Source organism: Vibrio viridaestus (assembly GCF_003856525.1).
Taxonomy (GTDB): domain Bacteria; phylum Pseudomonadota; class Gammaproteobacteria; order Enterobacterales; family Vibrionaceae; genus Vibrio; species Vibrio viridaestus.
Map to the genome: position 1 here is coordinate 133,463 of NZ_RJVQ01000008.1, position 13,501 is coordinate 146,963.

Below are 13,501 nucleotides of genomic sequence, written 5' to 3' on the forward strand. Positions count from 1 at the left end.
TCAAAAGAGGGGGAAGCTAAGCTTCCCCCTCTTTTATGCCATCACCTGAACACCATTATGCTTTAACGTTCGCATCACTTTTTCAGCAAAACTTAATGCATGAGCGCCATCGCCGTGAATACAAATCGTATCTGCTTTCACGTTTATCCACTCTCCGTTTGTCGCTTTAACCTGACCTTTTAAAACCATATTAAGTACTTGATCAACAGCATCCTGATCGGATTCCAATAAGGCATTAGGCTGAGCTCGCGGCGTCAAGGAGCCATCGGATTGATACGTCCTATCAGCAAAGACTTCATTGTAGACTCGAAGTCCTGTTTTCTGACCTGCTTTGATGAGTTCACTACCGGCTAGACCATATAAAATAAGCTCCGGACTAATATCGTATACAGCTTGCGCGATTGCCAGAGATAACTCTGAATCTTTAGCCGCCATATTATACAAAGCGCCGTGGGGCTTAACATGATGCATTGGTACACCTGCGGATCGCGTAAAACCGTAGAGAGCCCCGACCTGATAAGTCACGATGTCATATGCTTCTTGAGAAGAGATTGCTATATTTCGGCGACCGAATCCTTTTAGATCATCAAACCCAGGATGAGCACCGACGGCGACATTATTCTTCTTAGCCATTTTAACGGTCTTTCGCATTACTGTTGGATCGCCAGCATGAAAGCCACAAGCGATGTTCACAGACGAGACGTGTTTGATTATCTGATCATCACTTCCGATTGTGTAGGTTCCAAAACTTTCACCCATATCACAATTTAAATCCACTTTTGCCATATTACATGCTCCCTTTGATCCCAAGGCCAATCCTTAATTTTTTCAAGTATAGTTGTTGCTCGCTATAGGCTTTTTTTGCCTGCTCGGGAGTAATCATTCTAAAAATGATATCGTCCCCAGGACGCAACTGACCAACTTTCCACAAGTCACTATTCACAACTGAAGCGATACGGGGATAGCCCCCCGTTGTCTGTCCATCCACCCCAATAATAATCGGCTTTCCATCAGGAGGAACCTGTATGGTGCCAGGAACAATACCGTGAGAAAGAAGATCCCCGTTAATTTCTCTATTTAAGGTCTTTCCTTCAAGCCTGAATCCCATTCGGTTTGATTCTGTTTTTACTTGCCAGAACTCCTGACCGAAACGTTGCTTAGCTTGTGAGGAAAATTGCTCATACTCGGGTCCGGGCAAGCAATGAATAATACCGTCATTCATCGGCAATAAAACACCCACCGAACTATCCGGGTGCTCGTTGTTATTGTCTAATAGGGCTAAGCGATCACCTTTTTGTAGCGCTCGGCCAGAGTGTCCACCAAACCCGGATTGTAAATCAGTCGCTCTTGAACCCAGAGTTTGCTCAATATCTAAGCCCCCCTCAACCGCAAGGTAAGTGCATAGACCGCGTCTCGGCGCTTTTAAAACCAATACCTCTCCAGAACGAGCGAAATACCGCCACCCCGAATAGGCAGGCCGTCCATTTAACTCTGCAAAACTATCGGCTCCAGTCAGTGCAAACCACACATCATGAACAAACTTGATTTTACCGCTACCAAACATCCATTCGATACCAGCACTATCTTCACTGTTTCCTACCAAAATATTCGCTATTTTCAGTGAGAGAGCATCTGTCGCACCAGACTGTGCAACCCCCTGCGCGCGAAACCCGACACGGCCAAGATCCTGTACTGATGTGAGTGGCCCCGCTTGGATAATTTCAATCATAACGATACTCCCGCAACCGTAAACCGCACAGAGTCACCCGGCAGCCAGATAGAGGGCTGTTTTCTATTGGGGACAAATAACTCGATATCGGTATGACCAATGATCTGCCATCCTCCGGGTGAAACGTTCGGGTAAACACCCGTTTGAGCACCACCAATCGCGACAGAACCTTTGGGTACTTTTGCTCTTGGCGATGAATGTCTTGGTGTTGCTATCGACTCAGGCATTCCCCCCAAGTACGCGAAACCAGGTTGAAAACCGAGAAAATACACCACGTATTCACTTTGACTATGCGTGTCGACCACCTTCTGAGCAGACATACCACAGTGATTCGCAACGTTGTCTAAATCTGGCCCCTTGTCACCACCATAATGGACTGGAATTTCAATCATTCGACTTTCAGCGTAAGACGTATTTTTAAGCGCAAACCAAGCATCAGAAAGACGCTGCTGTTCTTCTACCAAGTTGACACTATACAGTTCAAATATGACCGTCAGATTATTCATGCCCGGAACAATGTCGGTAACATGTGCATGAGATTGGTAAACTTCAGCCAGCTTCCAAATCTTGCGTTGAATACTCAGATCGATTTCTTTCGAGTACTCGAGTGTGATGACTGATTCACCCAATTGATAAAGGCGTATCTCTTCCGTTGAGACCATGAACTTTCATCCTAGCTAATTTCAATAAAAATATATCAACATTTTATCGATAATTTATCAATAAAATGATTTAATAATTTTTAATTAAGACAATTCGGAAATCACTAATGACGGATCAAATCACAAAAATTGTTTCTGCGTCTCACCTTGTCTCTGAGCGCTCAGCAGAACTCTCTGAGTTTGAATTTGGTGTCACTATTCTAAGTAATGCCTTTGATCGTTGGATGGTACGCTGTATGAGAGCTGCAGGAGTCAAAGACATGACCTCGCTCGAAATTCAGATTCTTCATCACGTCGCTCATCGTTCAACAAAAAAACGTCTATCCGATATTTGCTTCGTCTTAAATATTGAAGATACACACATCGTCTCTTACGCGTTAAAAAAATTATTGAAACTAGGGCTCGTCGATAGTGAAAAATCGGGCAAAGAAGTTCTCTTCAAATCGACCAAAGATGGCATCAACCTGTGTAAAAAATACCGTGAAGTACGAGAACAGTGTCTCATCGAAATATTAGTCGAGACAGGAATCAAAAATGAATCTATCGGTGATACAGCGCAATTACTGAGAATGCTAGCGGGTGTATACGATCAAGCAGCCAGAGCGAGTGCATCACTCTGATATCGATACCCTAATACAAATTGATTGGAGTAAACAATGCTGAAATCGACGCTTGAGCAATGGTTTATATTGCAAACGATTATTGAACAAGGTGGTTTTACAGCAGCCGCAGAGCACTTATATAAAAGCCAGTCATCAATTAGCTACGCTATCAAACATTTACAAGACCAGCTCGGAATAAAGCTACTTCATACGGAAGGGAAAAAAGTCAGTCTGACGCCAATTGGTGAAGCTTTGATGGACGATATTCGTCCTCTTTTAAATGAGTTTGATAATGTAGAACGTAAGGCGAAGATACTTTCATCTGGCTCTCCGGCGAAAATAAGCATCGAAGTTGACAGTTTATTTCCAAAATCCATTTTGTTTAACGCATTGGCTCGCTTTATTGAGATTCATCCACATATCCAGATTGAGCTTAGAGAACAAGTACGACTCACTCATAAAGACAATGATCGCAAAGCTGATCTTTTCATTGGTTCTCGCAGTCGACCAGAGGCGATTGATGAAAAACTCTTTGATATTGAAACCATCGCCGTTGCTCATCCCGACCATCCATTATTACATCGTAAAGAAGGCGATCTTGCGCTAGCCGATCTTAGTCATTTCACACAAATCTATATAGACAATATCGATCGTCAATCGTCTCTTCCCTTTGAAAGGCGTGGACGATATTGGATTGTTAATACGGTCGAATCGGCTATCGAATCGATTAAGTGCAAGCTCTGCTTCGGCTGGCTACCATTGCATCGTATCCAACACGAACTCGACAGTCATCAATTGACAGTGCTGCCACTCGAAATTGGGCAAAAACGTGTATTACCTATGTATTTAGTGTTCACTAACTTTGAGCAAACGTCCCCCATCGTTAGGGTATTAGCTGATTTGATAAAGGCCGTTTGTAAAACTCGAAATGTGTAAATATTCGTATAACACTTATACTGTTTATCTTTGTACGCTTTAACGCTCAAAAATAATAGACAATATCGTTAATTTGATATAAAAGTGTTGCTCTTTTGTTGTAGGGCAGTGTTATGTTCGAGAGTATTGGTATTTTAAATATATGGACGTTCATGGCGGGTTTGGTCATGATTATCCTCGCACCGGGTCCAAATTCAATGTATGTGTTGAAGGTCGGTTCGACTCATGGCGTTAAAAAAGGGTATCTGGCAGCGTCAGGTGTCTTGGTCGGTGACGCAATTCTAATTCTTTTGGCCTATCTTGGTGTTGCGTCAGTCATTCAAGCCTCCCCTGTCCTCTATTCTATTATTCGTTATATTGGTGCGGCCTATCTTCTTTACTTGGGCGGAACACTGATTTATGAACACTGGTTTGCTAAAAAAGAGCACAAGGAAGAAATCAAAATAAAAAAAGAAAAGGTGTTTCGTAAATCTCTAACACTCAGTTTAACGAATCCAAAAGCGATTCTATTTTACGTTTCATTCTTTATTCAGTTTATTGATTACAACTATGAAAGTACCTGGCTGTCTTATCTGACGCTGGCGACAATCCTTGAAGTGATGAGTATTACTTATCTTAGCCTTTTGATCTTTCTTGGCCGTAGTATGACGCAGATGTTCAAGCAACATATTATTCTAAGTAAGCTTTCGAACAGTCTTTTAGGTATGCTTTTCATGGGATTTGCTGCAAGGCTCGCAGCAATCAACTAATCACAAAAAAACCCGCAAAAACTGATGCGGGTTTTTATTAGATGCTCTTTAGGAGAGGTTATCTACGAAGCTCGGGTATCTTTCTCATAAAGTATAGCAAGGTCAGTAATGAAAGCGCTGCCAACCCTGAGCCAACATACCCAAGATGCGGCATCGTAACTAAGCTTATCGCATGACCACCAACTAAAGCTCCGGCCCCTATTCCCAAGTTAATAATACCTGAGAACATTGAGATAATGATGTCAGCGGAGTTCGCATCAACCGACATAACTTTAGACTGACATGTCAAAATCAGCACCGTCATTGCAATGCCCCAAAAGACAACGTTAGCAGCAATAAATACCTTAGAGCCGACTAGCCATGGCTGGATACCAATCGTAATAATCAAAAGCACCAATGCTGTCACCATCAAAGCTGTACCCAACTTTTCACCAAGATAGCCAAATGTCACACTGCCTATAATTCCAGCACAACCAAATAGCAAAAGAAGGAAGGTTGTAAAGTGAGCATTCACATGCGCAACCTGTTCTAAATACGGCTCAATATAGCTGTACATCGTATAGTGTGATGTAAAGGCCATAAACGTAATCAGATACAAACTCCATAACATCGGTGTTTTTAGTAACTCTGGTACTTTCTTAAATGTTCCCGTAAACAGAACTGGTAATGGTGGTAACAGACGATATAGCGATATCATTACAACCAATGCAGCCGCAGCAATCAGACCAAAAGTGGCTCTCCAACCGAACAATTGTCCGACCATACGCCCCACAGGTACTCCCAGAACCATTGCCATCGAAGTACCCGTCGCAAGTACGCCCAAAGCAAAGGTCTTTTTGCCCGGAGGACCGACACGAATAGCAATCGAAGCCGTTATGGACCAGAAGATCGCATGAGCTACCGCTATTCCAGTTCGACTAAGCACCAATATCTCGAAGCTCCAGGCAAACACCGATAACATATGACTACCGATAAACAAAAGAAATAGGAAGATAAGTAATTTCTTACGCTCCATGTTTTTTGTCAGCATCATTAGCGGCAGAGATAACCCTGCGACAATCCAAGCATAAATCGTTAACATCCATCCAGCTTGAGCCGTAGATACTGCAAAATCTTTTGCTATATCGGTCAATAGACCAACCGGAACAAATTCCGTTGTGTTAAAGACAAAAGCACTTACCCCCAGTAACAATACGCGTAGATATTGCTGAGTACGACTTCCTCTGTCATTAACAAATGAAGCATCATCATTGACTGCTTCTGTCCCGATATTATTTTCTGCCATGACCGACCTTATAAAATAGAGTCAATATCGTTTGCGATAGTTAAAGGATCAGCCGTTGGTTCGTATCGACCAACGACTTCACCATCTTTATTAATCAGGAACTTGGTGAAATTCCACTTAATTCCATTACCTTCAAGGTACTCAGGAAAATTCTTTTCCAATGCAGACTGAAGCTTCTCTGTAATCGGGTGAGATTTATCGAAACCAGAAAAAGGCTTAGCCTCACTCAAATATTGGAACAAAGGAATAGCGCTTTCACCACGTACATCGACTTTCGCCATCAGAGGGAAAGAGACACCAAATTCAGTAGTACAAAATGATTTAATCTCATCTTCTGAGCCTGGCTCCTGATGACCGAATTGATTACATGGAAAAGCTAATATATCCAATCCCTTATCCTTATAGTCCAGATAAAGCTTTTGAAGGTTTTCATATTGTGGTGTAAATCCACATTGACTGGCGGTATTGACGACTAACAATACTTTATTTTTGAAATCTTTTAATGAAATGACGTTGCCGTCTGCGGTTTTCACTGAGAAGTCGTGTGCGGACATGAACTTTGCCTTTTTAGATTAAGGAGTCAGACTCGTGTAACACTAGAATTCCATTAACCCCCCAGAACATAAGTCTCGGCCCAGGTCGGTTAACGTGTATTCTTTTCGATTTAATTTTTTTACAATTCCGCAATTAATTAACTGACGTAAATGGAAATTAAACTTCGTATGGTCTTCAATATCGACAAGTCGGCAAAGATCCATGAATTTAACTTGATGATACAAATGTAGTTGTTTAATTACTGTACGACGAATTGGATTCGCTAAGGCGCTAAAAATAAGGTCCTCGTTTCGCTCTTCTTTCACCGTTTTCGGTTGATGTTTTTGCACCACTTTCCTGATTGAAACACTGAGTGTTTCCATATCGAACGGCTTAGTAAGAAACTCATCGGCTCCTTTTTTCATCGCATCGACTGCGAGATCAACCGTAGCATAGGCAGTCATGATGATGATCGCAATACTTGGTTGAATATATTTTAGTAATGTAATGCCTTCGATACCTGACATACCCGCAAGCATGACATCTAATAGTATGATATCAAATGAATTTTCCTTTAAAATCTCGACTGCAATTTCAACACTTTCACATCCTGATACAAAATAGTTTTCTAGACCTAATACAGCTTCAATACTCTGTCGCAAAATTGCATCATCTTCAATAATCAGGATTTTTTTCATGACACAACTCCAGGCAAAATTACATGAGCACAGGTTCCAGCTAGTTGATTCTCATACTCAAGGCTTCCTTGATGTGATTTCAAAATCGACATCACAACATTTATTCCGAGACCTGTACCACCACTGGCATATTTTGTTGTAAAAAAAGGATCCTGTACTCGACTCTTAATATCTTCAGAAATACCCTTACCCTGATCTGTAATCGTAATATGAGCACACCCCTCTTTTTGATAACCACAAATAATGATTTTTCGGGTCTCATTGCCTAGATTGGCGTCTATAGCGTTACTGATAAGATTACTCCAGACGGATGCTATCAATGTTTTATCTGCATATAACGTTAGACCATCCTGAACCGATGTTGATACGTCGAACTCTTTGAGTCTAAATGAGAAGAGAGCTAAGACTTCTTGTAGAGAAACGTCGACATTAACGCGTGTTTTGACGGTATCTAAGGTGCGAGCGTAGCTCAAGATACCCTGACAAGTGGCCGACGCTTTTTCCAAACTCTGTTTTAGCAGACTAAAATTTTTATCGTTGCTATCACTACTTAGATTGGTTCTCTCTAACACTTGAGATAACAAGATTGCGCTACTCAATGGCGTTTTAAGCTCGTGAGCCAGTGCCGCGCACCATTTACCTAAATCAGTAAGATGCTGATCATGAAGGTGCCGTAGATCTTCCTGCTGCCGCTTTTTTTCCCATTCACTTTTCGCTTGCTCTAAATGTCGCGCAAGAGAAAAGAACAGCGCAATTGATGCAATCAGAGAACTTAGACTGGAGGTGAGATTATCTACCGTAAACAAAAGCGTGACAGAAACAATCAACATAGAAATAGGTAATAGTAATCGTACAGACTGTGGCTGTTTGCCTTGGTGTCGATTCTCAATCTCTTTCCATATGAATAAAGCGTACAGAGTAAATACAAAGTACGTTGCTATATGTTCGACTAGCTGGTTTTTCACGTAGAGAAATAAGGCGAAAATAACAACGACAGTTACTACAACATTAATCATAGTTCGATTGGATGACGCCATCTCTTTTGTTTCTCTTAAAGTGCGAATCCCAAAAAGCAAACTAACCAGAGACAGACTGTGAATGCACGTTAAATACAGGTCGAGTTGGTCATAGATAAAAGAGTGTGAATAAAGAAGAAACTGTTCAGCGCAGCGCCCCATCGCATAGAAAAGACAGAATATTCCAAAGTATACAAACGATTTATGGAAGCGCTCTCTCTTAATATCTGTTGAATTAATGAGTATGTAGAATGCTAAACAGAAATAGATAACAATAGTAACTATCTGAATTTTATATATTAAAAATGAATTCATCATCAAATTCTAATCAAAGAAATAAGACAACATAATATTTCTAAAATATGACAAAGATGCTACAAAATTATTTTTTATTAATATGGTAATCTACATAATTATTACTAAAACAAATCATTTATGATAATAATATTTATCATAAATAATCGATTAAGATAAAATTGCTCAATTATTTTCTCCGTGTCACAAGGTGTAATAAAACTGTCACCCAAAATTTCTAGCGTAACCCCATCGAATTAATTATCTCACTCAACATTCATTTTCCATTTTGGGGATACAGATGAAACTTAAGAAAATTGCTCTGTTGGCATCCGCTACGATTTGCATGTCATCATTTGCTTACTCTGCTACGAATGAACTAAACGGTGCTGGTGCAACCTTCCCTTATCCTGTCTATGCAAAATGGGCAGAAGCTTACCAAAAAGAAACGGGCGTAAAGATCAATTATCAAGCAATTGGTTCTGGCGGCGGTATTCGCCAAATAGAAGCCAAAACCGTTGATTTTGGTGGTACTGACGCACCACTTGATGTTAAAGAACTCGACAACGAAGGCATGATTCAATTCCCTATGGTCATGGGAGGGATTGTACCAGTGGTTAATATTCCTGCAGTAAAACAGGGCCAGATGAAGCTTACTGGTGAAGTTCTTGCCGATATTTACCTTGGAAAAATCAAAAATTGGAATGATCCACGCCTTACGAAACTCAATCCTGGTATGACGTTACCAGACCTACCAATCTATGTTGTTCACCGCTCTGATGGTTCTGGTACAACGTTTAACTTTACAGATTACCTTTCACGCGTCAGTGATGGCTGGAAAAGTTCAGTGGGTGTCGGCAAAGACATTAACTGGCCAAGTGCCGCAACAGACATAGGCGGTAAAGGTAACGCGGGTGTAGCAAACTACGTTACACGCACCAAAGGTGCAATTGGTTACGTTGAATATGCCTATGCAACACAAAATCATCTTGCCTATACCCAGCTACAGAACAAAGCGGGCAAATTCGTAAACCCTACAGCTGATAGCTTCCAAGCTGCTGCCGCCAATGCAGACTGGAAACATGCACCTGGCTTCAAACTGATCCTTAACGACCAACCTGGCGCAACGACTTGGCCGATGACATCAGCGACATTCATTTTGGTTCACAAAGACCAAAAAGACGAAGGTATCGCCAAGCAAATGGTGAAATTCTTTACCTGGAGTTACAAACATCCAGAGATGGCGCAGGACCTCGATTACGTTCCAATGCCTAGCACTGTCGTAGATCTAGTGAATAAAACCTGGAAAGAAAACCTAAAATATAACGGTCACTCCGTTTTATAAGCCTAAAAAAGGTCATACCTATTATTCGGGTATGACCTCACTATTTTAAGATTTATCGGTATGAACAAAACGACGCATATGAACCGTGGTGACACAGTTTTTAATTCGGTAAGCCTCTTTAGTGCTTTTATCGTCTTGGCTGTATTACTCGGTTTATTAATCTCACTGATTCATGGAAGCCAGTTGGCGTTCTCGAAATTTGGTCTGGACTTTGTATTTAGTACCGAATGGGATCCCATTGGCGGTGTCTTCGGCGCAGCAGCCTCAATCTACGGTACAGTCATTAGTTCTCTCATCGCCTGCTTGATCGCCATTCCCTTATCACTTGGCATTGCCATTTTTCTGTCCGAATTAGCGCCTCAGTGGATTCGAACACCAATAGGAAAAGCAATAGAATTACTCGCAGCGATACCAAGCATTATCTTTGGCATGTGGGGGCTTTTCGTATTTGGTCCATGGTTTTCGGAGAATGTACAAAGCTGGTCAAGTGAACATCTTGGTGACTTACCACTCATCGGCCCGATGTTTTCAGGCCCGCCTATTGGTGTTGGACTATTAAGTGCTGGCATCATTCTCTCATTTATGATTTTACCTATTATCACCGCTTTGACACGAGAAGCTCTTGTATCGATTCCCAATGTTCTGCGAGAGACTGCTTATGGTATTGGTGCTAACCAATACGAAGTCATTATGAAGATTTTACTTCCGAGCGTTAAAAGAGCAGTCATCAGTGCCTGCATTCTTGGCTTAGGTCGAGCTTTGGGTGAGACCATGGCGGTCACTTTTGTTATTGGAGGCGCCAACCGTATTCAGGCTTCGCTTTTTATGCCTGCGACATCAATAGCATCAACAATAGCGCAGCAGTTTAACGAAGCGACCAATTCAATTCACGTTTCATCCTTACTCGGTCTTGGCGTCTTATTGTTTGTCATTACCTTTCTCGTGATGTTCCTAGCGAACCGACTGGTTGGAGGAAAGCACTAATGAACTTACGTAAGTTGAAAAACTCACTATTTTTTTCTCTTAGCATCCTGTGTGCGGGCATCGGGTTGATTGTTCTCGCAAGTATCCTTTGGACACTTATCAGTGAAGGTCTTAAAGGGATCAATTTCGCATTATTTACTGAGGTTACTCCAGGACCTGGAAGTGAAGGAGGCTTAAAAAATGCCTTCATCGGTAGCCTTTATATGACATTTTTAGGTATTGCAATTGCGACCCCAATCGGATTACTCGCTGGGACATGGCTGGCCGAGAAATCCCCTAACCATGCAGGTGCTCAGCTCATTCGTTTTCTCAATAACATGCTAGTGAGTGCACCATCAATTCTGGTCGGATTGTTCGTATATGCACTGATCGTTGTTCCCACAGGCGGATATTCAGGCTGGGCTGGCACTGTTGCTCTGGCCATTCTTGCACTCCCGACGATCATCGCTTCGACAGAAGAAATGCTCAGACTGGTTCCTGTCTCGCTAAAAGAAGCAGGAAGAGGACTTGGCGCAGCGAATTGGATCGTACTCATCCATCTGTGTTATCGCGCCGTCGCGCCAGGTATCGTTACTGCCATCTTACTGTCTCTGGCCAGAATTGCTGGCGAAACCGCACCATTACTGTTTACGGCACTCAACAGTAATTTTATGAGTTCATCCATGAGTTCTCCTATGGCGAATCTTCCTGTCACCATATATCAGTATGCGATGAGTCCATATGAATCCTGGCAGCAACTTGCCTGGTCAGGGGCGTTAGTGATTACGCTATTTATTTTGCTGATCAACCTTTCAGCAACACATCTTCCAAAATTACTTTCGGTGAAAAGAAAATGAACACAAAAGCCTCATCAATACTCCATATTCCAGAAAATAAGCGCACCGAAACGACTCAAACATCGGCACAGAACAAGCCTGTCGTACTGGACATCAATAATCTTTGTTTCCAGTATAATAAACACTCAGAGCCCGCTCTAAAATCGGTAAACTTACCCATTTATAAACAACAAGTTACAGCATTAATTGGCCCTTCCGGTTGTGGGAAGTCAACCCTACTACGTTGTCTCAACAGAATTTATTCTCTTTATAATCAGCAATTTGCTACCGGAGAGATACAGTATGATGGCGAGAATATTCTCTCTATGCGTGATTTAAATGGACTACGTTCTAAAATTGGGATGATTTTCCAAAAGCCGACGCCATTTCCGATGTCTATTTTTGAAAATATTGCTTTTGGCTTACGTCTCGATGGTCAATTGAGCAAATCCGAAATCAAAGCAAAGGTAGAAAGTGCGTTAAAGTCGGCCAATCTTTGGGAAGAGGTAAAAAATAAATTACATGATGATGCAATGGGACTTTCAGGAGGGCAACAACAGCGACTTTGTATTGCCCGAACCGTTGCACTTGAGCCTGCGATTATTCTAATGGATGAGCCGACATCAGCACTCGACCCAATTGCAACGTCGGCAATCGAAGATCTTATCTGTAAATTGCGCGAGAAATACACCATCGTGATCGTTACACACAATATGCAGCAAGCAATGCGTATATCTGACCATACAGCATTTATGTACTTAGGCGAACTGGTTGAATTCTCTCCAACCCGACAGCTATTTAACCATCCAGCTAAAGAAAGAACAAAACGTTATATTTCGGGTGATTTTGGCTAATATTAGGCTGTATATATGCCCACAGGGATTGTTTTCCGTACCGAGGAGCAGTCCCTTTTTTTACGTTTGAAACGGGTTCAATATCTCGCTATAGATATCATATGTTTCCTGATCAAATACGACAAACTCTATAGACAGGCTTGCGTAAGTAGGTTCACTACAAACTTTAATAGCAATCTCTGCCGCCTCTTCCACCGGATAACCATACACGCCGCAAGAAATGGCTGGAAAAGCGATTGACTTCAAGTCGTATTGCAATGCCAGTTTTAAACATGAATGATATGCACGCTCCAGGTTTAACGCCGGTTTCGAATCACTCATGTAGATAGGCCCTACGGTATGAATCACATAATGACAAGCTAAGTTTGCCGCCGAAGTGATTATCGCTTCACCAGTCGGACAACGGACTCCATTGACAGCTGGCACCCTCTCACATTCAGCCAAGAGTCCCGGTCCAGCCGCACGATGAATGGCTCCATCGACTCCCCCGCCACCGAGCATCCGATTATTCGCCGCATTCACAATGGCATCGGTTGTCGACGCAGTGATATCACCAAGAATGACTTTAAGATGCGACATAGATCCTCCCATTACTCATTCTTTATTAAGTTACTGTTCAATCTCACTTTTTAAGTCTAGCTGACAACACATAAAAACACGACGAACAACGATTTTTTCGGGTTACAAAAGTTACAAAAGGTTTCGATAGTTACAAAATACGCGAAATCAAAATTTGCAACGTTAGCCCCAGATAGACTAGCCCTATGAAGTCAATCACGTAGTTTACGGTGTACAGAAATAATAACGAATACACACCTTACGTTGATTCTATCTTATTCATTTTAATCATTTTCACTGGAGGATACTGTGCAAACATATATCACAGATATCGCGGTCATAGGTGCTGGTGGCGGCGGTCTTCGCTCTGCGATTGCAGCAGCTGAAGCAAATCCTGATATGGAAGTCGCTCTGATTTCTAAAGTCTATCCAATGCGTTC

General features: G+C 41.9%; 16 protein-coding genes. 8 read left to right on the plus strand and 8 right to left on the minus strand.

Annotated elements, in window-relative coordinates; translation table 11 throughout:
• Positions 1 to 33 precede the first annotated feature (33 nt).
• From EES38_RS16775 to pxpB, 3 genes are read right to left on the minus strand one after another with little or no spacing between them, the layout of a single operon-like run.
• Positions 34 to 786, minus strand: a complete 753-nt coding sequence (locus EES38_RS16775) for a 5-oxoprolinase subunit PxpA (protein ID WP_124938367.1) — start codon at positions 784 to 786, stop codon at positions 34 to 36.
• Position 787: 1 nt separating this feature from the next.
• Positions 788 to 1,729 carry a 5-oxoprolinase subunit C family protein gene (locus tag EES38_RS16780; protein WP_124938368.1) on the minus strand — a complete coding sequence of 314 codons (942 nt, stop codon included), beginning with the start codon at positions 1,727 to 1,729 and terminating at the stop codon, positions 788 to 790.
• Positions 1,726 to 2,391, minus strand: a complete 666-nt coding sequence (pxpB, locus tag EES38_RS16785) for a 5-oxoprolinase subunit PxpB (RefSeq protein WP_124938369.1) — start codon at positions 2,389 to 2,391, stop codon at positions 1,726 to 1,728. The genes EES38_RS16780 and pxpB overlap by 4 nt, the downstream gene beginning before the upstream one ends.
• 107 nt (positions 2,392 to 2,498) lie before the next feature.
• Between pxpB and EES38_RS16790 the strand changes: the two genes are divergently transcribed.
• The 3 genes from EES38_RS16790 (at position 2,499) to leuE (ending at position 4,678) form a co-directional block, all read left to right on the plus strand.
• Positions 2,499 to 3,011, plus strand: a complete 513-nt coding sequence (locus EES38_RS16790; RefSeq protein WP_124938370.1) for a winged helix DNA-binding protein — start codon at positions 2,499 to 2,501, stop codon at positions 3,009 to 3,011.
• A 36-nt stretch (positions 3,012 to 3,047) separates the two neighbouring features.
• A complete protein-coding gene (locus EES38_RS16795; RefSeq protein ID WP_124938371.1) occupies positions 3,048 to 3,929 on the plus strand; it encodes a LysR family transcriptional regulator in 882 nt (293 codons plus the stop codon).
• A 113-nt stretch (positions 3,930 to 4,042) separates the two neighbouring features.
• Complete coding sequence (leuE, locus tag EES38_RS16800; RefSeq protein ID WP_124938372.1) at positions 4,043 to 4,678, plus strand: leucine efflux protein LeuE; 636 nt, start codon at positions 4,043 to 4,045, stop codon at positions 4,676 to 4,678.
• A 58-nt stretch (positions 4,679 to 4,736) separates the two neighbouring features.
• On the opposite strand, the gene EES38_RS16805 is transcribed toward leuE, so the two are convergent.
• From EES38_RS16805 to EES38_RS16820, 4 genes are read right to left on the minus strand one after another with little or no spacing between them, the layout of a single operon-like run.
• A complete protein-coding gene (locus EES38_RS16805; protein WP_124938373.1) occupies positions 4,737 to 5,963 on the minus strand; it encodes a sugar transporter in 1,227 nt (408 codons plus the stop codon).
• Between the two features lie 8 nt (positions 5,964 to 5,971).
• On the minus strand, positions 5,972 to 6,517 hold the full coding sequence (locus EES38_RS16810; RefSeq protein ID WP_124938374.1) for a glutathione peroxidase: 546 nt from the start codon (positions 6,515 to 6,517) through the stop codon (positions 5,972 to 5,974).
• 42 nt (positions 6,518 to 6,559) lie between these two features.
• A complete protein-coding gene (locus EES38_RS16815; RefSeq protein ID WP_124938375.1) occupies positions 6,560 to 7,195 on the minus strand; it encodes a response regulator in 636 nt (211 codons plus the stop codon).
• The gene (locus EES38_RS16820) at positions 7,192 to 8,529 is read right to left on the minus strand and encodes a sensor histidine kinase (protein WP_124938376.1); all 1,338 of its coding nucleotides are present in this window, start codon (positions 8,527 to 8,529) and stop codon (positions 7,192 to 7,194) included. The genes EES38_RS16815 and EES38_RS16820 overlap by 4 nt, the downstream gene beginning before the upstream one ends.
• 277 nt (positions 8,530 to 8,806) lie before the next feature.
• Between EES38_RS16820 and pstS the strand changes: the two genes are divergently transcribed.
• From pstS to pstB, 4 genes are read left to right on the plus strand one after another with little or no spacing between them, the layout of a single operon-like run.
• Positions 8,807 to 9,850, plus strand: coding sequence for a phosphate ABC transporter substrate-binding protein PstS (pstS, locus tag EES38_RS16825; RefSeq protein ID WP_124938377.1), 1,044 nt, complete (start codon positions 8,807 to 8,809; stop codon positions 9,848 to 9,850).
• Between the two features lie 60 nt (positions 9,851 to 9,910).
• Positions 9,911 to 10,834, plus strand: coding sequence for a phosphate ABC transporter permease subunit PstC (pstC, locus tag EES38_RS16830; protein ID WP_124938378.1), 924 nt, complete (start codon positions 9,911 to 9,913; stop codon positions 10,832 to 10,834).
• Positions 10,834 to 11,670, plus strand: coding sequence for a phosphate ABC transporter permease PstA (pstA, locus tag EES38_RS16835; protein WP_124938379.1), 837 nt, complete (start codon positions 10,834 to 10,836; stop codon positions 11,668 to 11,670). The genes pstC and pstA overlap by 1 nt, the downstream gene beginning before the upstream one ends.
• Complete coding sequence (gene pstB / locus EES38_RS16840; protein WP_124938380.1) at positions 11,667 to 12,503, plus strand: phosphate ABC transporter ATP-binding protein PstB; 837 nt, start codon at positions 11,667 to 11,669, stop codon at positions 12,501 to 12,503. The genes pstA and pstB overlap by 4 nt, the downstream gene beginning before the upstream one ends.
• Positions 12,504 to 12,563: 60 nt before the next feature.
• On the opposite strand, the gene EES38_RS16845 is transcribed toward pstB, so the two are convergent.
• Positions 12,564 to 13,082 (minus strand): macro domain-containing protein, encoded by a 519-nt coding sequence (locus EES38_RS16845; protein WP_124938381.1) that lies wholly within the window; start codon positions 13,080 to 13,082, stop codon positions 12,564 to 12,566.
• 288 nt (positions 13,083 to 13,370) lie between these two features.
• On the opposite strand from EES38_RS16845, the gene EES38_RS16850 reads away from it, so the two are divergent.
• Positions 13,371 to 13,501, plus strand: a 131-nt coding sequence (locus EES38_RS16850; RefSeq protein ID WP_124938382.1) for an FAD-binding protein, incomplete at its 3' end; no start/stop codon positions are given.

Bases quoted from the DNA above. Each gene is read 5' to 3' on its own strand.
- EES38_RS16775 (WP_124938367.1), bottom strand. From the start codon at position 786: ATGGCAAAAGTGGATTTAAATTGTGATATGGGTGAAAGTTTTGGAACC.
- EES38_RS16780 (WP_124938368.1), bottom strand. From the start codon at position 1,729: ATGATTGAAATTATCCAAGCGGGGCCACTCACATCAGTACAGGATCTT.
- pxpB (WP_124938369.1), bottom strand. From the start codon at position 2,391: ATGGTCTCAACGGAAGAGATACGCCTTTATCAATTGGGTGAATCAGTC.
- EES38_RS16790 (WP_124938370.1), top strand. From the start codon at position 2,499: ATGACGGATCAAATCACAAAAATTGTTTCTGCGTCTCACCTTGTCTCT.
- EES38_RS16795 (WP_124938371.1), top strand. From the start codon at position 3,048: ATGCTGAAATCGACGCTTGAGCAATGGTTTATATTGCAAACGATTATT.
- leuE (WP_124938372.1), top strand. From the start codon at position 4,043: ATGTTCGAGAGTATTGGTATTTTAAATATATGGACGTTCATGGCGGGT.
- EES38_RS16805 (WP_124938373.1), bottom strand. From the start codon at position 5,963: ATGGCAGAAAATAATATCGGGACAGAAGCAGTCAATGATGATGCTTCA.
- EES38_RS16810 (WP_124938374.1), bottom strand. From the start codon at position 6,517: ATGTCCGCACACGACTTCTCAGTGAAAACCGCAGACGGCAACGTCATT.
- EES38_RS16815 (WP_124938375.1), bottom strand. From the start codon at position 7,195: ATGAAAAAAATCCTGATTATTGAAGATGATGCAATTTTGCGACAGAGT.
- EES38_RS16820 (WP_124938376.1), bottom strand. From the start codon at position 8,529: ATGATGAATTCATTTTTAATATATAAAATTCAGATAGTTACTATTGTT.
- pstS (WP_124938377.1), top strand. From the start codon at position 8,807: ATGAAACTTAAGAAAATTGCTCTGTTGGCATCCGCTACGATTTGCATG.
- pstC (WP_124938378.1), top strand. From the start codon at position 9,911: ATGAACAAAACGACGCATATGAACCGTGGTGACACAGTTTTTAATTCG.
- pstA (WP_124938379.1), top strand. From the start codon at position 10,834: ATGAACTTACGTAAGTTGAAAAACTCACTATTTTTTTCTCTTAGCATC.
- pstB (WP_124938380.1), top strand. From the start codon at position 11,667: ATGAACACAAAAGCCTCATCAATACTCCATATTCCAGAAAATAAGCGC.
- EES38_RS16845 (WP_124938381.1), bottom strand. From the start codon at position 13,082: ATGTCGCATCTTAAAGTCATTCTTGGTGATATCACTGCGTCGACAACC.